The organism is Agaribacterium sp. ZY112, from assembly GCF_041346925.1.
GTDB lineage: Bacteria > Pseudomonadota > Gammaproteobacteria > Pseudomonadales > Cellvibrionaceae > Agaribacterium.
In genome coordinates this window covers 2008054-2027153 of sequence record NZ_CP166840.1, presented here as the reverse complement: position 1 = coordinate 2027153, position 19100 = coordinate 2008054, and the positions used below count along the sequence as shown (strand labels likewise).

Here is a 19100-nt window from a genome sequence, read left to right as displayed (position 1 = left end):
CACAGACGCAAGAGCACTACATGGAGGCGTCGCCATGAAAACCACGGTCTCCAGTCACGATACGGACAACGTGATTGATCTATTCACCGGGAAGCCTTTTTCCTCTTTGGAAGAAGCTCGCTTCGTTCGCCTTTCACCCGAGCTCGACGGGCTCGAAATGCTCTATTCTAACGAATCCAGCACAGATAAGCTCTTTAGCTTACGTATTTTGTGCTGGGCACTACAAGCTGACGGGCAAGTCGTAGGCTTAGTCCCCTGGCTAGACGGTGTCGTTGCATGCCAAGAAATACAAGACCCACTCAACGGCCAGTTTGAAGGCTATTACGACCCCGGTATTGATGAGCTCTTCTTTGAAGCGCCTATCCACAAAGTGGTCGAGCTAGAAAGCGCGGCCGAATACTACGAATACCAATACAATGATCCGGCTGAAATAGTGCAAGAGATCCCCGATTTTATTGGTACTCATGCGGTCATGACCAATACGGAGACTCGCACTCTAACACTGCAGGAGGTAGTAAGTTGGCGCTTACATCATGACGGCGTAATCCTGGGCATGATTGTCGATGAAAATAAAGTACAAAGCACCCCAGTACTACCGGGAGACGAAAGCCTCTACGCCTGTCAAAGCCACGATAACTTTCGCTACTTCTTCCAGTACCACATAGCCAACAAGATCAAATCGGAGGATCCGGAAGCGCTTGCAGCAATTTCGGTGCTTGTCGAAGATGAATCTGGCTCCGCGCTTGAAACCTAGCTATATGGAGTGATCAGACTAGAGAGTCTCATCGTAGATCTCTAGTCTGACTGATACTAAGTAAGCCCCCCCCCTTCAGACAAAGCTCAGCCCTGGCCCTTAATCAGCTCAAAGTAGTACACTCCAGCCTCTTCACGACACTCAGCGAGTTCGTGCCCTAGAAACGTGCAAAACTTCTTTACATCACGCTCACTAGAGGGGTCTGTTGCCTGCATAAAAATACGCTCGCCAGTAGCCGCATCACGTACTACACCGTGCAGCATCATAATCGGTTCTGGGCAACTTAAGCCCTTTGCATCTAAGATGTGTTCTTCTGTCATACTGGCTTATTGAGTAGTAAGTAAACTAATATTAAATTTAACAGTCTAAGTGATCGTTCCGTATAACTGGATCTAGCATTTAAGCTGTGAACTTAAGATAATACGGCCGATTCAATCACAGGCACAGCCTGTTAAAGAGGAGTAAATGATTCACGTATTGATCGAACGCGAACTCGCCGACGGCATGATATCCACTTATGAGCAGTTGCTCAAAGGGGCCTTGCGTCGAACCTTTGTTGTCGGTGGCTTTATGTCAGGCGAAGCCTTTGCAGACGTCGACAATAAACACAAACGCATACTCTGGTGTAAATGGCGCAGCCTTGAAGATTGGCAACGCTGGTATCGCAGCGACGAACGACGCGAGCTTGCAAGCAAAATGCGCCCTATGCTTAACCGAGACGAAAAAATAACCGTATTGGATTAATAAGCTTCTTAAGAACCAATACTTAGCTACGACGAGCGCTGGTACAAGCTAGCCTATATGCCGGCCTCGTAATCTTGCTTAGTGATCAAGTTAACAGTCTCACTAGCCTCAACAAATACAAGCAACACCTCTTCTTTCATAACCTGCCTCTTAAGCTGGCTTAGCTTAGCCTCAAGCTCAATTTCAACAGCACCATAGTCTGTTCCTTCGCGGGTAATAAACTCCTCCAGCACCGCTTTGAGCAGCTCTGGAGCTAAAGATTGTGGAGGTATAAGCATTTGATTTAATCGGATGACATTCAAAACGTGAGCAGTATACTCATAATCAAACCAACAATAAGTCTAAGCCATGCAAATTCATTATATTCTTAGTGTTACAAGTAACGATAAACCAGGTGTTGTCGAAGCCATCTCCAGTGCTGTTGAAAGCTGTGAAGCCAGCTGGCTTGAAAGCCACCTAGCCCACCTATGCGGTAAATTTGTCGGGGTCATACGTATACGCACCGACCAAAGCAAGGCGACACTACTCGAGCAGAAGCTGAGCGAGTTGAGTGAAGACGGCATACATATCAGCCTTGAAGCACTTGCAGAAGCAAGCAACAAAATTAGCTTAGTCAATGCCAAATTCACGGCTGTAGGCCCCGATCGTGTTGGCATCATAAAAGAGATCTCCAGCGCGTTCTCAAGCCACCAAATCAACGTAGAAGAGCTTGAAAGTACTCTTAGCAGCATGCCTTATAGCGGCGAGCCTATCTTTGAAGCTCAAGGACTTTTGAGCCTGCCCGCTGACTTTGAGCTTCGTGTCCTGCATGAAGCTATGGACAGCATCGCCAATGACTTAGGTCTCGATCTTGATATTGAGCAGATATAACGACTACTCGCCCACATAACTATCTGAGCATTGTGCCAAAGCCTTGCTTTAAACGAGGCTCAGATTCTCTTCACCTTGCTTACAAGGTATGATTAGCCTTTTCATCTAGCTCTATACTCTCATGTACCAAGACTATTTCGGTCTACGCGAAGCCGCTTTCTCAATCGCCGTTAATCCACGCTATTTCTATATGAGCGTGCAGCACAAAGAAGCACTTGCACACGTGCTTTACGGCATCCAAGGCGGAGGCTTTGTTTTACTCAGTGGCGAAGTAGGCACCGGCAAAACCACTGTCATCCGCTGCTTATTGCAACAGCTGCCCCCCAATACCGAAGTCGCTTTTGTATTGAATCCCATGGCCAACGTAGAGGACATGCTGGGCACAATCTGTGAAGAGCTGAGAATCGATATCAGTGACAACCAGCTCAGTATTAAAGCCATGATGGATTTAATACAGAAAAAGTTACTGCGCAACCACGCCGCGGGTAAACGTACGGTTTTACTCATTGATGAAGCCCAACTGCTCTCTGTCGATGTACTAGAGCAAATACGTCTACTAACAAACCTAGAAACCGATACCGAAAAACTATTACAGATCGTACTTGTTGGCCAACCCGAACTGGATGACTTACTAGCCCAACCAAGGTTACGCCAACTCAGCCAGCGTATAACGGCACGGTTTAAATTAACCCCCTTAGATTTAATCGCAACAAACCACTATATTAAGCACCGTTTACGAGTTGCAGGAAAACAAGACGAACGAAGTATTTTTTCACCCGCTCTAGTTAAAAAAATTCATAATTTTAGCGGCGGCATTCCAAGATTAATCAATATTCTTTGTGAACGCCTGTTAATCGGCGCTTATGGCCATAATAAAATCGAAGTTGATAATGAAGTTTTTGAACTGGCCCTAAAAGAAGTAGCTAACGCAAAAGCCGACCAACGCGCGGCAACAGCCAACAATAAAAAAATCTCTAACGCCATACTATATGCAGCAACTGCTTTTGTGGTTGTATTGTGTATTGCAGCTGTATTTATCTTCGTCCAGAAAACTGGAAGCGTAGCAGAGCCTCAGCCAACCAGAGAGATGGCAAGCCAACAAACGCAAGCGCCTCAACCCAACTCGACAGTTCAAACATCCCTTGCAAATAATGTCTCATTCAGTAATCGCAACGAGGCCTATGGCAAGTTATTTGAGTTCTATGGTTACAATGGAGACAACCTTAAACATCCTTGCTGGCAAACAGACAGGCATCAATTAAGCTGCGCCCTGAAAAAACTCGAAACATGGGATCAATTGAAAAAACTTAATCGACCGGCCATCTTAAGCCTTGTAACACCTGACCGGCGCCGAAGCTACGCGATTATCACAAGCCTAAACGAGACCGAAGCTCAATTACTCGATCACGAGGGCAACAAACACTCACAGCTACTGAGTGAGCTCGGACCGCAGTGGGATGGCTCTGCCTATTATTTATGGCGCAAACCTGAAGGCTATGAAAAACCACTAGCTATTGGCTCTCGCTCTCCCGTCGTCTCATGGGTCGCAGAGCAATTTGCCCTTCTCGACGGACAGGCAAGAGCAATCACTGACGCCGTATTTAATCAGCGCCTAGAAACTCGAATTAAAATTTTCCAAAGCAGTGAGAATTTAAAAGCCGACGGCATTATTGGTGAACAAACCCTAATGAAGCTGAATGAAAGACTCGGGCTAATCTCTACTCTTGACCAGGACGATCAATAACATGTCTTTAATACTTGACGCCCTCAAAAAAGCGAACGATGAACGTGCTGATGACAGCGAGCCCAATGACAACATCGAGCATCACAAGCAAAGCCCTATTGACTTAGACAGCATCGAGCCCGGCTTACAAAACAGCACCATTCACGCAGAAAACGCGAATACAGACCTTGAAGAGCACCCAGAAGAATTTGATAAAAAGTCTAAGCTCAAACCCATTTTAGCTGGCACTGGCTTAGCTGCTTTATTTTTAATTGGTTACGCTCTTACTCCCAATAGTGATTCGAACATAGGTGGCACACACAGCAAAACTCCCGAAAAAAACACCCAGCAAGTGAGTAGTGACAAAATAAGCGCCGCACAAACAGCCCAATTCAAAGAAAAAGAAGCGTTAAGCGCACCTAAAGCTGAAGACCAAGCAACGACTCAAGAAAAACCAACACCTGAAACCAAGACTACAGTTCAAAACACAAATAAAGACACCCAACCCGAACTATCTAGCAGCACCAAGATAAGAACAACCAACACCAATGCGGAGCAAAAATTAATTGCCGCGCAATACCAACAAGAACAACAGCGCTCTAATCCGGATATTGATACGCTTTATCAGGATGACAACATACGAAGCACGGTAGCGGAAGAAAACGCCGCAACTCAGAGTTCAAAAAGCTACAGCACGAACAAAAGCGACAGCAGTAAAAGCCAAGCTGCAAAACAGACCAAACAAGCAAAAACCATTGAAAGCGGAAGCAGCTTAAACGATGTTGATAACCTAGCATTTTATGCTGCGGTTATGTTTATTAAAGGCCTGCCCCACTCAATGCAAAGAGATATACCGACGCTAATGTATGGCGGCCACTATTATCAGCCGAACGGCCAGTCATCGGTCATGCTCAATGGTAAAACCTACAAAGAAGGTTCCAGAATTGGCGGCGGTATTAAAGTAGAAAAGATATTAAAAGATGGGGTCTTACTAAGCAAAGGCCAGACACAGTTTAAAATGATGGCTTTAAATAGCTGGCTTAATTATTAAATAAACAGGCCTAGATCAGCACCTAGGCCTCGCCTTTCTTGAGCTAATTACTCAGCACTTCCTGCCAGAAAATAATACGGTCGTGACTTCTATATGTACCAAAGTTAATTTCTGCTTGAGGCGTTTGGCTGTCATCACTGCCATTTTGATTCCAATCGAACTGCAACCAAGGGTACACCGTTAAATCGGTAGAGATTAAAAAACTACCGGTATTACCACTACCCGGAGCAGAAAAACTCAAGCCTGCATCACCGCTAGAAAAACCAATATTGCCTCCGGCATCGTCCGTATAACTACCCGTCGATGTTCCGGCCCCAACCGCTACCGTTCTATTGGCAATGATATCGATAGAACCATTGGGGTAATTATGTGCACTTTGCGCCAAATCCGTACATGAATCACCTGCATGCAACTCAAAATATGAACCATTCCAATATTCAATACTGTAATTGACAGGTAAGGTTTCTGTTTCCGGGCCAAAGGCGCTATCTAAACGCAAGCGCCCATAAAGTAATTGCATTGAACCAAGCTCAACACTGTCATTAGAACCATCAAAACCGCTATCAAAATCATAATCCGCGCTATTAATGCCTACACTGTCAGAATCCTCGGCATCAAAACCAACAGTAAACTGACTAAAAGGCCCATCGGGTGCACTTAAACGCGGTACCGTTAAACTAGACGCGATTGTCGCCGTGCCATTAAGCCAGCTCATCACAGTGCTGTTGCTTGTTAAACGAGAACTCATCGTTAGCGATTGTGCGGCATCACCCGCAAGATAACTTAAGTCTGCTGTTGTTAACTTTGCAAAGCCATCTTTATAGTTTTGCGTCACCACGCCACGGCTATTTAAAGCCTGTAGACTAACATCCGCATCCCAAGGCTGAGCCAAATAACTAAAACCTGTACAAAATGGCGTAATGGCAGAGCTAGCACCAACCTCAAAACGCGCAGGTGTAAACCTACCGACATAAACAGAAGGGGAAACAGATAAACTCGTCATATCAGTATTACTACCTAAATACTGACCGTCAGTTACTTGGGTTAGCAAGGTGATAACGCCTACTTCAGGAAAATATATTTCTGAGGTTGTTGCTTCGCCACCACTAAAACTATCAAGCACTCGAGCATCACCCGAAGCGGCAGAAGATGAGAGCTCTGGAGTACCGCCACTACCAGCCCAAACAGGAGACTCCAAAGTCGCCGATAAAGACAAGGTTTCAGGCACCCCTTCTTGACCAAAGCTAGGCAACACCGCGCCATTTAGTTGATCGTTATTATTTCTATTGGTGTCAGAAAAAACATCGGCGCGACCATCGCCATTAACGTCATCACTACCACTCCAAGCTAAGGCTTGAGTCGTTGCTTCAAAATCCAAACCAGCAGCTTGGAATACCGCAGCAGAAGAACTACCACCCTCAGGATTGCCCGTTACGGTTGTTAAAAAAGCAAAAGGACGAGCGGTATACGATGCCGAGCTACCTCGTATGGCTAGGTCTGAAAAATTTAAACTATCATCGTAAAAATTAATACTGTATTGACCAACATCGCTGGTATCTAAACTAAAGTTCGCAACACCTGCGCTAAAATTTAAATTAATGCTCTGAGCTGTCGCTTCCGTATTTAATAAACTAACACTCGAATCTGCCACTGCATTAAGCATGGTTGGCGCAGTGCCAGAAGGATCTGCAGCACTGCGCTGGATCCAAGCCTTAACACTAGGTTCATTATATAAAGGGGCAGGACCACACTCAGTCCCATCTGGATCACGAAGTAGCATTTGCACTTGATAGCTGTGACGACGCCCAGCAATTAAGTCGTCCAGCAAACTATCGGTACTACTAACTACAAAAGCGTTTTCTGAAAAGGTTAAATCGTTTGAAGTATTACTAACTGAGCCACCGTTTTCACTTACCGTGACTTGAAGCGTTTCGGCATGCTCATTACTTAAAGCTAACGTTATTTGACCATTATCTGCATCAACAAATTGATAAGTCGCACTGCCACTGTCACCCGCACCAGGCGTTAAAGTACCTAAACTGCTCACGGAAGACCAAGTACCATTGCCTGTACTACTGGTAATCGTTACGGTTCCCGTATAGTCAGTTAAAGTCGCCCCTGATGAGTCTCGAGCGGTGATAATCACATTGGAAGGCGTGCAAACACTGCCCGAACCACCGCCAACATCTACATTAAAATTATCAAGGGCATTAATCGAGCAGCCAACAACAGGGGGTAAATCTCTTAGGGCTTGAATTTGTGTTTGACTTAGCTCGCTGTCATAGACTCGGTATTCATCAATAATGCCACTAAAATACTGGCTATTTCGCCCTGTTCTGCGCCCCAAACTTAAAATATTTGCATTTTGAGGTGATAAAGTAATTGTGCCACTTCGCTCCAAGTTGCCATCAACATAGACCTCGTATTCGTCATCATCCGCATTAAACACTGCGGCTATGTGATGCCAAGAACCATTATTCGGGAAGGTTGTATTAGTACGAAAATTGTGGGTAGATGAGCCACTTTGGTTAAGGTCAAAATATAGCTGCTGATTACTCCAACGGCGTATCTCCCATGAATCTGAGATACCAAACAAGCGACTTTGATTATTTGGATCACCCATTTTTAACCAAAATACAACGGTGCCCACTTCAGGCGGATCAAAGCTGCTATCACTCTCAGCCCAAGTACGCTGCCTGTGATCATATTCCAAGGCACAGCCACTGTAACCTGTAACCCAAGTCGGATCACTCGCCTCAGGGTTAGATGTGTCCCCCAAGTGAGCGTTTAAAGAACCAGCACTATCTATAATTTGTTGGCCGCTGCCCTCATCAAACAACCACTCTAAAATAGGTGTCGCGGGAGGTGTATAATTGTTATCACATTCCCCGCCAAAATCAATTTGATCAATCATGCTAGGGTCATAAGTAATCGTAGCTCCGCTATAAACAGAGATAGAACTATTCTCTCCAACAATGGCGCCAGTAAAAGAGTGCCCGTCGGTTATCGTCACAGTTCCTCTTGTATAGAGTAACGCTCGCATTGTCGTGTTACTGAAAAGCCCAATTGTGCCATTGGTATATACAAAAGCGGCATAATTACTACTAGACGTATTAAAGCCTGCTCCGTCAGTTAAACTTAAATTGCCTTGCACAAAAATCCTAACGGAACTTCCCACTGCTGCCGAAGAGTTAATTTCAATACTGCCGCCATAATTATTAAAATTTTGGAAGTGATAATCCCCTGGTTCCATAGTGAGTGCTGCACCGTTACTCACCTGTAAATTACGATAATTACCAGGAGAGATACTTCCTGTACCTGACCAAAGATTGAAGTCAGAACCTCCCGGTGAAAAGGCGTAATCCAACGCAGGAACTGACTGATCCCACCAGCTCGGATACCTTGCACACGCTTGCGTATCACAGCTAACTAACGAGCCGTTATTATTAAGGCTATCTGTAGCGAGCAAGCCATCAGGGCTATTCACAATTCGAGCGGTATCTGTAAAAGTAATTGAGCCACCACTGTGGTCCCACCAAGGATCACTTGAATTCGAGGCGCCATCGGCAAAAGTAGCACTACAAGCAGCGGAATAACTGTAATTAGAAAAAAATAGAACTCCCAGAAAAAAGAGAATAGGAAACAAAGCAAAACGATAATAAAAGGCCGATAATGAGGCTGGGTTATTCATCAATAAAAGCCCTCAACAATAACTGCCGCTCGACCGCAAGCTCACCAGCCCCGCAACTTGCCTCGCTGGTAACACTATAAATGCTGGTGGCATTATCAGCACTGACGGCCAAAGAACAGTTTAATAACGCGGAACAACCATTCATTGAAGCTGAATTAAAAGCCACATTAACATCAACCATAGCGCCGCATGCGGCATCAGCTATAGCCCTATCGGCGGCAGGAAAAAATAACTGATGCAAACCTCGCTGCGCTGCGCTATCGGCCACATAAAAAGCCTGCACACTTAAGGCTTCTCGAAAAGAGCTACTTGCAGACTGGGCGCCAAGATGTGCGACGCTTGCTGCCAACGCTCCAAGACCAATAATAAGAAACATAGCCAAGGGCATTAGGTAGCCGCGCTGCTTAAAGCTGCTCGCACCTAAAGGGTTAAGGTGGTTAATGTAGATAGATCTACGGGACATTTCTAGCCAATACCACTTGGTTGAGGTCAATAGCAATGTCTGATTCAGCATAAGTCAAAGCGATAGATAAAGCCGCACCACGCGCCTGCGTTCCGGCTTGCAAACTAAAGGCACTCGCATTAGTTGTAACTGAATCGGACATAAGCGTTGCATTGCCTCCGGGATTACCATCATTTATAGCAGTAGTTAACAAACCATAATTATCGTACAACCACAAACTGCCACCATTTAAACAAAATCGTACAGGATCATCGGCAAGATATACTCTACGGCTATTGGAATTACGAATAAAACGATGGGGTAAGCTAAAGTTTACCTGTGAGATTGGGCTACCAACGGTACTTGCCACTTCAGCTCGCGCCGAAGGGCTCGCAGAAGAATAGATTTCACTAGCCAAAAAACTACCGATAACTACATGCTCTGCAGAACCTAAATCAAGTAAAAAAGGAGATGTCGATACAGAAGAGCTCATTGGCATGATGCCATTACTTACATCACTGACTTGAGCTTCATAAAATGCGGCCCCGACCGAGGGTAAAAACTCAACACAGTTACCTGAGGGACTGACCCGAATGCTATTGGGCACAGCACTGCGCAACATACGTGTCATTTGCTCTAGGCTTAAACGCCCTTTTGCCAATAAGCGGTTTTGAATACGATTAAGGTGATAACTCTCTGTACTGCTTACCACAAAACTTGTGCTGTAAGCACCAAGGATACTAACAACCAACATCACCACGATCAGCTCAATCAAGGTGAAACCTCGGCTTATATTGAAACAGGTCTTATTCAGCCTCCCACAAAAGCCAAGCATTAAAAATTCACCTTATAAGCACTTAAAATGACAGGGCTGCCAGCATTGCTTCCACTGGTAGCCGGAGTGCTTACCGTTACCTGAATAAGGCGCGCAGCATTTGCAGCCAACCCCAGATCAGCTCCAGCATTACTGACACTGACATTAATGGTATAAGGACTAAAACTTGTCGTGCTATAACCATTGTAATCACCAACATCATCATAATCGCCGTCAGGGCTTATTCCCAAACAAGCGACACCTGCGCTTGACCCACAAGCAGGCACGCCACCTGCAGGGCTGTTTTCATCAAACTTACGGGCTAGGATTTCATCTAGCTGCGCCTGGGCTAACTCTAAAGCTCTCACTCGAACCAGCGGGTCACTCGCGCCCACAACAAAATTACTAAAAACAGAAATTAGGCCAGTTAAAGCTGCGGCCATAATGACCATAAAAACAATGAGCTCAACAAGAGTTGCGCCGCGTGAAACTGAATGAGAGCGAGATGTAAATGAAGTGGTGGGCATTTTAATAGTCTAAAGCCCCCATATTACTGATTTGAATAACTGCAGAGCCACCGCCTGTAATTGTCAGGCTGCGACCAGTTGTTCGCCCTAAGCGATCAAAGTTAAAGGTAGCAGGAGTTAAGCTCTGACCTGGAGCTAAACTTAAGGGATAACTAACGCCATCGAGGGTTTGGCTTTCAGAGGCCTCAAAACTACCATTACCATTCAGATCACGACGAATATCAATAGCGGTGCTTGTACAGATCAACTGCACTCTATCTCGCTGAGCCAAGGCCAGTTGCTGGGCCGAAAAAAAAGCCGCGACCAATTGGTCGCGGCTTTTTTGCAAGCTATAAGTATCTTTAGAGAAAAGGCTGGTGGCACTCACAGCTAAGATGCCGATTAAAATCATCACCGTAATTAACTCAACTAATGTAAAGCCTCGTACGGGTACTTGTACCATAGCACTCTAAACATCCAAAAAATTAAAGCTCTAACTTATGGTGCACCAATAGCCGTAAATGTTGCTGTAACAGTCGCATCAGCAGCTAATTGCAAAGTACACTCTTCTGTATCACCAGCATTAGCAATAGCAGTATCAGGTGTAATAGTATAATCGGCAGCAGGGAAGGAAGTCATCGCATCGGCAACATCTGCACAACTATCAACAGGTGCATGAGCTGGCGCACCAGCTAAGCCTGCGTCACTAGCTAAGTAAGCCGCGTAGTTTAGAGACGCAGCACTGCTTAACGCACCCGCCACACCATTAATAGATGCATCTTCTGCTGAATCAGATAGATCAACAAACTGCGGTAAAGCTGTCGCAGCAAGAATACCAACGACAACCATAACGGCAATCATTTCAATTAAAGTAAAACCAGATTGTTGCTTCTTCATGGAACTCTCCAAGTGTAAAAGATCTTGCTTAACAAGAAAAAATTAGTAATAAAGAATGAGTTTTGTCTATTCTGTCACAATTTTCATTAAAAAAAAATAGCTATAACCAGCAAGTCAACCGTTTGTCGCCTATAGACAACAGCCTATCATATTTGCATGAGTTTATTGCGCATGTATGGCTATTCGCCCAGTTTGAGCATCGTAATCAAAATAATAATTGCCCTCCCTTGTTCTGTTTAAGCGGTAACGACAATAGCGCCCGCGCTCTAAAGAAGGCACAAACTGCTCATGCCCCTCCCCTTGTTTTACTTGGCTAAATAAGCCCAACCATAAACTACGGCAAGAGTCTGCTGACAAGCTATAACGAGGCTTAGTTTCTAGCTCACTACTCGACACCGGCCACCCCCGCTTATTTAAATAAAAAGCAGGGCCATCTCTTAACTGTACTTTACGTGACTTATTTATTGCCGCTGCCGCCTTAATACTTTCAACCCCACGTAAAAACGCTGAAGCTTGATAGTGCACGGCCGTTTCTTGGCTTTCTTCTATATGCTTTAAATAACGTTTAGCGCTAAAAGTAAAGAGTAAGGCAATAACAATTAGCACTACCACCAGCTCAAATAGACTAAAGCCTTTAGTATTTGCCAGCTTGTACGTCATATAGACTCCACATTGGCAAAAAGATTCCCAAGGCAAGTACCAGTACTACCGCAGCCATAAACACAATCAATATAGGTTCTATACGGTCTGTCAGGGTTTTAAGATCGTAATCCACTTCTCTTTCGTAAAACTCAGCGACTTCACCTAATAAGCTTTCAACCTGGCCACTTTCTTCACCTACGGCAATCATTTGTAATACCAGCGGTGTAAATAGCTCAGCTTGCAAGTGAGTTCGCAATAATGAATCCCCTCGCTCTATGCCTGCACGAATCTCTTCAATTTTTTTATGTAACCACGCATTATCAACAGCGGCCGCACACAAAGCCAAAGCCTGAGAAATAGGTACACCAGCGGCCAACATTAAGCTGAAGCTACGCGCATAACGAGCCATAGAGGCCCGCTCAACTAAGGAGCCAATAAGTGGTAGGCGCATTTTCTTCCGCCCCCACCACAGTGCACCGGAGTCCGTTTTTATATAAAAAACAAAACCTCCTACAACAAGCACTAAAGCTAATAAAATAAGGGCGCCATAGTTAATAAATAAATTGGACGAAGCAACAAGCACCCTAGTAAGTATAGGCAGCTCGGCATCAAAACGGGCAAATAAAGATGCAAATTCAGGGATCACATAAAGATTGACTACGGTAATCGCAATAGCAATGGCAATAAGGACAAAACTTGGATAACGCAAAGCGGATTTAATTCGTTTTTTTGTCTCTTCATCTCGTTCAAAATAAAATGCAATCTGCTTAAAGACCTCATCGAGTTTGCCGCTGTTTTCACCCACGGCAATCAAACTAACAAATAAAGAATTAAAAACTTTGGGGTAGTGCCTAAGCGCTGCCGATAAACTTGAACCACCTTCTAGCCTATCGGCGACCTCACTTACGACTTCTTGAAAATACTCATGGCGAATACTCGCAGCTAAACCACGTAAACCTCGAGTAAGGGGAATACCAGCTTTAGTGATGGTATACATCTGCCGACAAAACATAACTAAGTCAACGGTTTGCACCTTATTAAGACCAAGGCGATCTTTTATTTGTCGCCAAGCTGAAGCGCTGACCGAGACTTTCTCAATTTTAATGGGTGTTATGCCACGCCCAACTAATTGAGAGGCAACCGAGTCAGCACTGATGGCCTCCATCTTCCCCTGTATGTTTTGGCCGCGTTCTGCCCGACCTTGATAGAGAAACTCAGCCATATTATTCAGCCATATCACTTAAGCTTTCATCAGCCAATTCGGCACTGACACGCAACACCTCCGAAAACGCAACGGTACCGTCAATGGCCAAATCTAAAGCACAGGAACCTAAAGATCGGTAGCTCGTACTGCGATGAGCCGCACTATTAAATTCACGAACATTATTATCACGAAGCGCATCGGCCATAGCCTCATTAATTTCCAATAGTTCAAATACGCCAACACGTCCTCGAAAGCCCGAGTTAAAACAGTGAGGGCAGCCTGAGCCTTTTTTAAAGTGGGTATCGGCAAGGTCCAGTTTAGGCCGTAAGCGCTGAAATAAAGCCAATTCTGTCTGGTCCAACTCATAGGGTTCAGCGCAACTTTCACACACTTTACGCACCAAGCGCTGCGCAATAATGGCCTTTAAACTTGCAGCAACAAGATAAGGATCTACCCCCATATCCACCAAGCGCAGAGCAGAAGTCACTGCGTCATTGGTATGAAGAGTTGAAAGCACTAGGTGGCCCGTCATCGCAGCGCGTAACGCAATCTCTGCTGACTCAGCATCACGTATCTCGCCCACTAATAAAATATCTGGGTCCTGGCGCAAAGTAGAACGCAAAACAGAGCCAAAATCTAAGCCAATACGTTCATGAATTTGCACTTGAGAAACCCGAGGCAAGCGATATTCCACAGGGTCTTCTACTGTGATAATTTTTTTCTCAGGCGTATTTAACTCAGACAAAGCGCCATAAAGCGTTGTGGTTTTACCACTACCGGTAGGGCCGGTCACCAAGACCAAACCATAAGGACGCTGTATCACCGAGCGGAAACGATCAATATACGCGGTTGGCATCCCAACATTCGTTAGCGGCCGCACGCCTTCACTTTGATCCAAAATACGCATTACCACAGACTCACCAAATTGCACCGGCATCGTCGATACACGCACGTCGATATTGTGGCGCCCTAGACGTAAATTAAAGCGTCCGTCTTGAGGTAGACGTTTTTCACTGATATCTAAATTAGACATCAGTTTTAAGCGCACCACCAACGCGGCAGCAATACGCTTTTCATTCATAACCTGCTCGACCAACACACCATCTATACGCTGGCGAATCCTTAAGACCGTTTCATCCGGCTCAATATGTATATCAGAGGCTTTGGTACTTAATGCCTCTTCGAATATTGTTTGCAGTAACTTAACAACAGGGGCATCGTTGTCAGAGGCATCTGTGACAATATCGCCAAGATCAACCGCATCTTCAGCAAGCTCTTCATCTAGCTGACCGGCAAGATCCGCAATTTGATCTGCACGGCTGTAAGCAATATCAAGAATATCTAACAGCTCAGACTCTCGAACAACTGCCGTCTTAATCGGTTTATTTAAGACGGCCTGAATATCATCGAGGCCAAAAATATCAGTAGGGTCGGCCATGCCCAATAAGATGCCATCACTATCTTCATTAAGCACAATGACTCGATAACGACGCGCAACTGCTTCTGGAAGCGTTTGTACAAGCTCACGATTAAAACGAAAGTGCTTTAATTCAACAAAAGGGATACCAAGCTGCTTGGACAGTAGATCCAGCAAGGTATTTTCATCAACATAACTCAGCTCAATAAGCTGACGGCCAAGTTTCAGCCCCGTCTTTTTTTGCTCTGCAAGCGCTGATTCCAACTGTTCCTGACTAATCAGTTGTTGAGCTACAAGAAGATCACCAAGGCGAATCCGTTTTGATGACGTCATGACTGACTAATATCCTTTGCTTGTTCAAGTTTCTCTAAGCGGGTATAGCGCTCACGTATAAAGTCTTCAATAGCCTTACTGTGACCACCAATACGCGCACTGGCGCTATAAGCAGTTCGAGCCTCATCGTAAAGCTTTAGCTTGTCTGCGTTTATAGCGCGGCCAAGCCAATACAATGCATTATTGGTATCGCCTTCGATTAAAATACGATATTGATTTAAGGCCGGCTCATATTGTTTATTTTTCTGTAACAAAGACGCGTACATAGCACGGGCACGACTTGACATATTTTTATGTGACGATAAGTATTTACGTGCCGTGTTATCACCTTGGTAATGCTGAATAAGTTTAGCCTGATAAAAAGGATAGACTCGATCTTGAGACTCCTGCTCAGTCAATAAGGCATTTAAAGCCAGCCAATCTTGCTGAGCCAAATACACAGTAAGTAAAGCGTCAACAAAACGCTCATCCGTTACTAAGGCCTGTTTATGCTGCTCAGCAAACTGCCTAGCGCCAATCAAATCACCTTGAGCAATTAAGGATTCAAGCTCAAGTAATTTTTCAGTACTACGCTGCTGACCAGATTTAGAGATAGATAAGGCCGAAGAAGAGTCAGAATTAAGAGCAGCGTCTGCAAGCTTCGGCTCCTGAAGATGCGACTCCTGACGAGGCTTAGAGTTAACAGCAGCTAGATACTCCTGTCGTAGAGTATCGATTTGTTTACCATAAACAGGCACCTCTTCAGAACTAAGCAAAGAGGATAAACGTGTTAGATATAACTCAGCTTTATCTTTATCACTTTGCTCTAAGGCTTGCTTATACAATGCTACATAGCGTTTTTTAACCTTCACCATGCCTTGAATTGCAGCCTCATTCTGGCTATCTAGAACCAATAACTGGCGATAATAAAAAACGGCGCTGTCATTTTCAGGAATAGTTAAGCGCTGCCCTTTATATGCCTGCTCCGCTTTATTCGAGAGCATTGTTTTTCGCAGAGCCAGCTGCTCCTCTGGGTTAGGCTGTACTTGGGGGCTTTGCGCTGGAAGTACAGAGGGCTTTGATGCTGTAGACACCTCAGCCAGCGGCTCCGCCTTCTGATCACCAGTAATATTTAGAGAGTCTTTAGTTTCAACAAGCTCCGACTCACTATTCTTTACAGCCAATAACCCTGACTTGTGTTCAGCCTGCGAACTTAGCTTAAGTATCGTTGAAGAAGCCTTAGCACTATTTAAGCTGCTGCTAGCAAGCCAATACCCTGCGGCAACTAAGGCTCCAGCAACAAAACACACCAAGGCAAGTAATACTAGGTAAGACAAGTACGAAGATTTAGATTTGACAGAGCCTGCCTGCCTTTGCTCTAAGTCGCTAAGGGCATCATTAATTAAACTCACTCAACAAGCTCCCCTCGTGGTGACCATAACTCCATCGAGAGAAGCCTAGCCAATATCCGAGCTTTACTTTCTTGTGTGTCTTTAATGGCTTTGGCGACATGCCATAAAGCCACTTGTTTATGCCCTCGCCCATAAGCTGCAATCAAACTTTTATGACATAAGATATTCACCAAGCGAGGAATACCGCCAGACGCCTTTTGCACCAAATCCATTGCCGATACCGAGAAAATATTCTCGCCATTTGAGCAAACAGAATTTAAACGGTGACGAATATAAGCACGGCAGGCGCTCTTATCTAATGGCTTTAGATATTCAGAAAACACAATACGCTGCTTAAGTTGGCGTAAATCACTGCGATTTAAAAGCTTATCTAATTCGGGCTGCCCCAACATAACAACCTGAAGCAATTTACGTTTTTCTGTTTCTAAGTTTGTTAAAAGGCGCAAACATTCGACGGTATCACGCGGCATTGCTTGAGCTTCATCGACAATGAGTACAACTTGTTTGCCCGTGCGATGCACCTGAACTAAACGCCGATATAAAGCCGACATCAACTCATGAGAAGCCATGTCTTTATCAAACTGAGCGCCCACCTCTTGTGCAACAAAAGACTTCAGCTCATCCGGGCTTAAATAAGGGTTGGGAACATAAGCAGTTACACAATCTTTTTTAAGCTCAGCAAGCAGTATGCGACTGAGAAGGGTCTTGCCTGTACCAACCTCACCAACAACCTTAACAAAACCTTCGCTGTGCTTAAGGGCCACTAAAATCGTGCTTAGAGCATCCTTGTGACTTCTCTGATTTAAGAAAAATTGCGTATCCGGGGTTAACGAAAACGGCAACTCAGAGAAATTAAAGTGAGAGTCATACATAATGTTGAGGCTCTATAGGCCTAGCATAGAAGATGCTAGCGCCCACCATTTTCAAAAGCGGCTTGGCCATCAGAAACGATCTGCTCCCAAGTGCCATCCTCAATCACAATAGGACGCATCAAGATAACCAGCTCCGTTTTATTAAGCTTTTGCTCTTCGTGCTTAAACAAGGTATTAATAATTGGGATGCTCGCCAAAAAGCCTCTGTCGGTACTGGTGTCCTGAGTGGTTTCTTGCATCAAGCCGCCAAGCACAACCACTTGACCGTTTTCGGCTCGAACAATGGAATCGGACTCACGCACATCACGATGAGCCAAAGGTAAAGAGAAGCTATCTTCGCCTAAGGCGATCTCCTTAATTTGATCTTTTACATTACTAACGATGGGATGAATATGAAGAATCACATCACCGTCATCTGCAATTTGAGGAGTAACATCCAAGCTAATACCGCTAAAGAATGGGCTTAATTCGATCTCTGGCGTATTGTTAACGGTGGCAGCACTGGTAGTTTGGGTATTCGAAATACCTGTCACAAAGTACTCATCTGAACCTACACGAATCACTGCTTTTTGGTTATTTACGGTTGAAATACGCGGGCTTGATAACACCTGTACATCACCTTGCTGATCGAGTAAGTGAATAAGGTCAGTAATATCAGCCACGCCAATAGCAGACGAGAAAACAACCTGTCCGGCATCGCCTGAATCGACAATAACCTCAGCAATATCGCCTATTGCGCTTATGTTCTGAGTTACTGCTAAAGCACCACCAATAGCCCCCCAATTAACCCCATTGGCATGATGATCATTAAGTTGGACTTCCAAAATTTTGGTTTCTAATACCACTTGACGCTGAACGCTTAACTCACTTTGCTCAAGAAAATCACGCACAGTGCCGAGCTCAGTCGGTAAGGCTTTGACAACCACGACCCCTGCTTGAGGATTTGTCATTACAAAGCGACCATCACTTTCACCGCCAATAATGCCAACTAAGGTTGTCTGTAGGCTCGACCAGAAATCCGTTTTATTTAATGTTTGTACTCGCGAGCCTGGGGTCATGCCATCCCCTTGCTTAGAGCTTTCATCACCTTCGCCAAGATAATCTAATAAGTTTGCCGTATTTTGGCTGGGGCTATTAGACACATTCCCCCCAGAGCCGTTATTACGATTATTATTTGACGTATCCGCCGTTCCAATTAATACCGAGGTGTCACTAACCCCAACACGCTGAATATCTAAGTAATCAATAGGAAATACCTGAGTGCGCAATTTACGCGGGTAAATCGTGTAGATGCCGTCTTTATGCTGATATTCATAACCATAAACATCGCGAACTACACTAAGCACTTCATCGATGCTGACATTACGTAAATCAAGACTTATTTGCCCTTCAATTTCAGGGTGAGCGACAACATTTTCACCCGATTCACTAACCAAACTCACAAAAAACAAGCGGGCTGGAATATTTTTCACGGATACATCAAAACGAGCCAGAGTCGGTTTGACAGCTGCTTTTTGTTGCCCCGCTCCAGCAAGAGCATCATCCACTTGAGCTGGAACCTCAACCTCTTCCGCTTCTTCAGGTGGTGCCACAAAACTCTGATACTCTTCCTCTGCCGTAGTGGTGCCTGGAGGCTGAGTAATACAGCCAGATAAAACACAGCAGCTTAGTACTAATAGCGATCGTACAACCCAAAAAGGCTCTTGCTTCAGTAACTTATTCTTTAGCATGTAATTAACCATTATCTAA

The 19100-nt window shown here is 44.8% G+C and carries 19 protein-coding genes; 5 read left to right on the top strand and 14 right to left on the bottom strand.

The window, feature by feature from the left end:
- The first annotated feature begins 34 nt into the window (after window positions 1-34).
- Window positions 35-754: a hypothetical protein gene (locus AB1S55_RS08880; protein ID WP_370981452.1), complete on the top strand. Its 720-nt coding sequence runs from the start codon at window positions 35-37 to the stop codon at window positions 752-754.
- Window positions 755-840: 86 nt separating this feature from the next.
- On the opposite strand, the gene tusA is transcribed toward AB1S55_RS08880, so the two are convergent.
- Window positions 841-1074 carry a sulfurtransferase TusA gene (gene tusA / locus AB1S55_RS08875; protein WP_370981451.1) on the bottom strand — a complete coding sequence of 78 codons (234 nt, stop codon included), beginning with the start codon at window positions 1072-1074 and terminating at the stop codon, window positions 841-843.
- A 145-nt stretch (window positions 1075-1219) separates the two neighbouring features.
- Here tusA and AB1S55_RS08870 point away from each other — a divergent pair, with 145 nt between their 5' ends.
- Window positions 1220-1498: an antibiotic biosynthesis monooxygenase gene (locus tag AB1S55_RS08870; protein ID WP_370981450.1), complete on the top strand. Its 279-nt coding sequence runs from the start codon at window positions 1220-1222 to the stop codon at window positions 1496-1498.
- A 53-nt stretch (window positions 1499-1551) separates the two neighbouring features.
- Here the strand turns inward: AB1S55_RS08870 and AB1S55_RS08865 are convergent, their stop codons facing one another.
- Window positions 1552-1776: a YheU family protein gene (locus AB1S55_RS08865; RefSeq protein ID WP_370981449.1), complete on the bottom strand. Its 225-nt coding sequence runs from the start codon at window positions 1774-1776 to the stop codon at window positions 1552-1554.
- Between the two features lie 70 nt (window positions 1777-1846).
- Between AB1S55_RS08865 and AB1S55_RS08860 the strand changes: the two genes are divergently transcribed.
- The 3 genes from AB1S55_RS08860 to AB1S55_RS08850 all read left to right on the top strand — a co-directional run bounded on the left by AB1S55_RS08860 (window position 1847) and on the right by AB1S55_RS08850 (window position 5142).
- Entirely contained in the window at window positions 1847-2368 is a 522-nt protein-coding gene (locus tag AB1S55_RS08860) for a glycine cleavage system protein R (RefSeq protein ID WP_370981448.1), read from the top strand.
- Window positions 2369-2489: 121 nt separating this feature from the next.
- Window positions 2490-4112 (top strand): AAA family ATPase, encoded by a 1623-nt coding sequence (locus AB1S55_RS08855; protein WP_370981447.1) that lies wholly within the window; start codon window positions 2490-2492, stop codon window positions 4110-4112.
- 1 nt (window position 4113) lies between these two features.
- Window positions 4114-5142, top strand: a complete 1029-nt coding sequence (locus AB1S55_RS08850; RefSeq protein WP_370981446.1) for a general secretion pathway protein GspB — start codon at window positions 4114-4116, stop codon at window positions 5140-5142.
- A 43-nt stretch (window positions 5143-5185) separates the two neighbouring features.
- Here AB1S55_RS08850 and AB1S55_RS08845 read toward each other — a convergent pair whose 3' ends face one another.
- The 12 genes from AB1S55_RS08845 to mshL form a co-directional block, all read right to left on the bottom strand.
- Window positions 5186-8833 carry a DUF6701 domain-containing protein gene (locus AB1S55_RS08845; RefSeq protein WP_370981445.1) on the bottom strand — a complete coding sequence of 1216 codons (3648 nt, stop codon included), beginning with the start codon at window positions 8831-8833 and terminating at the stop codon, window positions 5186-5188.
- Window positions 8826-9296: a hypothetical protein gene (locus tag AB1S55_RS08840; RefSeq protein WP_370981444.1), complete on the bottom strand. Its 471-nt coding sequence runs from the start codon at window positions 9294-9296 to the stop codon at window positions 8826-8828. Before AB1S55_RS08840 ends, AB1S55_RS08845 begins: the two co-directional genes overlap by 8 nt.
- Window positions 9286-10110 (bottom strand): type II secretion system protein J, encoded by an 825-nt coding sequence (locus tag AB1S55_RS08835; protein ID WP_370981443.1) that lies wholly within the window; start codon window positions 10108-10110, stop codon window positions 9286-9288. The genes AB1S55_RS08840 and AB1S55_RS08835 overlap by 11 nt, the downstream gene beginning before the upstream one ends.
- The gene (locus tag AB1S55_RS08830; protein WP_370981442.1) at window positions 10110-10616 is read right to left on the bottom strand and encodes a type II secretion system protein; all 507 of its coding nucleotides are present in this window, start codon (window positions 10614-10616) and stop codon (window positions 10110-10112) included. The genes AB1S55_RS08835 and AB1S55_RS08830 overlap by 1 nt, the downstream gene beginning before the upstream one ends.
- A gap of 1 nt (window position 10617) precedes the next feature.
- Complete coding sequence (locus tag AB1S55_RS08825; protein ID WP_370981441.1) at window positions 10618-11058, bottom strand: Tfp pilus assembly protein FimT/FimU; 441 nt, start codon at window positions 11056-11058, stop codon at window positions 10618-10620.
- A 35-nt stretch (window positions 11059-11093) separates the two neighbouring features.
- The gene (locus AB1S55_RS08820; RefSeq protein ID WP_370981440.1) at window positions 11094-11492 is read right to left on the bottom strand and encodes a prepilin-type N-terminal cleavage/methylation domain-containing protein; all 399 of its coding nucleotides are present in this window, start codon (window positions 11490-11492) and stop codon (window positions 11094-11096) included.
- A 162-nt stretch (window positions 11493-11654) separates the two neighbouring features.
- Window positions 11655-12152: a prepilin-type N-terminal cleavage/methylation domain-containing protein gene (locus AB1S55_RS08815; RefSeq protein ID WP_370981439.1), complete on the bottom strand. Its 498-nt coding sequence runs from the start codon at window positions 12150-12152 to the stop codon at window positions 11655-11657.
- Entirely contained in the window at window positions 12127-13356 is a 1230-nt protein-coding gene (locus AB1S55_RS08810; RefSeq protein WP_370981438.1) for a type II secretion system F family protein, read from the bottom strand. The genes AB1S55_RS08815 and AB1S55_RS08810 overlap by 26 nt, the downstream gene beginning before the upstream one ends.
- 1 nt (window position 13357) lies before the next feature.
- Entirely contained in the window at window positions 13358-15088 is a 1731-nt protein-coding gene (locus tag AB1S55_RS08805) for a GspE/PulE family protein (RefSeq protein ID WP_370981437.1), read from the bottom strand.
- Entirely contained in the window at window positions 15085-16479 is a 1395-nt protein-coding gene (locus tag AB1S55_RS08800; protein ID WP_370981436.1) for a hypothetical protein, read from the bottom strand. Before AB1S55_RS08800 ends, AB1S55_RS08805 begins: the two co-directional genes overlap by 4 nt.
- Window positions 16476-17351, bottom strand: a complete 876-nt coding sequence (locus AB1S55_RS08795; protein ID WP_370981435.1) for an ExeA family protein — start codon at window positions 17349-17351, stop codon at window positions 16476-16478. The genes AB1S55_RS08800 and AB1S55_RS08795 overlap by 4 nt, the downstream gene beginning before the upstream one ends.
- Window positions 17352-17386: 35 nt before the next feature.
- Complete coding sequence (gene mshL, locus AB1S55_RS08790; RefSeq protein ID WP_370981434.1) at window positions 17387-19081, bottom strand: pilus (MSHA type) biogenesis protein MshL; 1695 nt, start codon at window positions 19079-19081, stop codon at window positions 17387-17389.
- Window positions 19082-19100: the final 19 nt, after the last annotated feature.

What these genes read in the sequence shown, in the direction of transcription:
- AB1S55_RS08880 (WP_370981452.1), top strand. Translation starts at nt 35, where the DNA reads ATGAAAACCACGGTCTCCAGTCACGATACGGACAACGTGATTGATCTA.
- AB1S55_RS08815 (WP_370981439.1), bottom strand. Translation starts at nt 12,152, where the DNA reads ATGACGTACAAGCTGGCAAATACTAAAGGCTTTAGTCTATTTGAGCTG.
- AB1S55_RS08835 (WP_370981443.1), bottom strand. Translation starts at nt 10,110, where the DNA reads ATGCTTGGCTTTTGTGGGAGGCTGAATAAGACCTGTTTCAATATAAGC.
- AB1S55_RS08840 (WP_370981444.1), bottom strand. Translation starts at nt 9,296, where the DNA reads ATGTCCCGTAGATCTATCTACATTAACCACCTTAACCCTTTAGGTGCG.
- tusA (WP_370981451.1), bottom strand. Translation starts at nt 1,074, where the DNA reads ATGACAGAAGAACACATCTTAGATGCAAAGGGCTTAAGTTGCCCAGAA.
- AB1S55_RS08830 (WP_370981442.1), bottom strand. Translation starts at nt 10,616, where the DNA reads ATGCCCACCACTTCATTTACATCTCGCTCTCATTCAGTTTCACGCGGC.
- AB1S55_RS08855 (WP_370981447.1), top strand. Translation starts at nt 2,490, where the DNA reads ATGTACCAAGACTATTTCGGTCTACGCGAAGCCGCTTTCTCAATCGCC.
- AB1S55_RS08870 (WP_370981450.1), top strand. Translation starts at nt 1,220, where the DNA reads ATGATTCACGTATTGATCGAACGCGAACTCGCCGACGGCATGATATCC.
- AB1S55_RS08825 (WP_370981441.1), bottom strand. Translation starts at nt 11,058, where the DNA reads ATGGTACAAGTACCCGTACGAGGCTTTACATTAGTTGAGTTAATTACG.
- AB1S55_RS08810 (WP_370981438.1), bottom strand. Translation starts at nt 13,356, where the DNA reads ATGGCTGAGTTTCTCTATCAAGGTCGGGCAGAACGCGGCCAAAACATA.
- AB1S55_RS08860 (WP_370981448.1), top strand. Translation starts at nt 1,847, where the DNA reads ATGCAAATTCATTATATTCTTAGTGTTACAAGTAACGATAAACCAGGT.
- mshL (WP_370981434.1), bottom strand. Translation starts at nt 19,081, where the DNA reads ATGCTAAAGAATAAGTTACTGAAGCAAGAGCCTTTTTGGGTTGTACGA.
- AB1S55_RS08845 (WP_370981445.1), bottom strand. Translation starts at nt 8,833, where the DNA reads ATGAATAACCCAGCCTCATTATCGGCCTTTTATTATCGTTTTGCTTTG.
- AB1S55_RS08795 (WP_370981435.1), bottom strand. Translation starts at nt 17,351, where the DNA reads ATGTATGACTCTCACTTTAATTTCTCTGAGTTGCCGTTTTCGTTAACC.
- AB1S55_RS08865 (WP_370981449.1), bottom strand. Translation starts at nt 1,776, where the DNA reads ATGCTTATACCTCCACAATCTTTAGCTCCAGAGCTGCTCAAAGCGGTG.
- AB1S55_RS08850 (WP_370981446.1), top strand. Translation starts at nt 4,114, where the DNA reads ATGTCTTTAATACTTGACGCCCTCAAAAAAGCGAACGATGAACGTGCT.
- AB1S55_RS08820 (WP_370981440.1), bottom strand. Translation starts at nt 11,492, where the DNA reads ATGAAGAAGCAACAATCTGGTTTTACTTTAATTGAAATGATTGCCGTT.
- AB1S55_RS08805 (WP_370981437.1), bottom strand. Translation starts at nt 15,088, where the DNA reads ATGACGTCATCAAAACGGATTCGCCTTGGTGATCTTCTTGTAGCTCAA.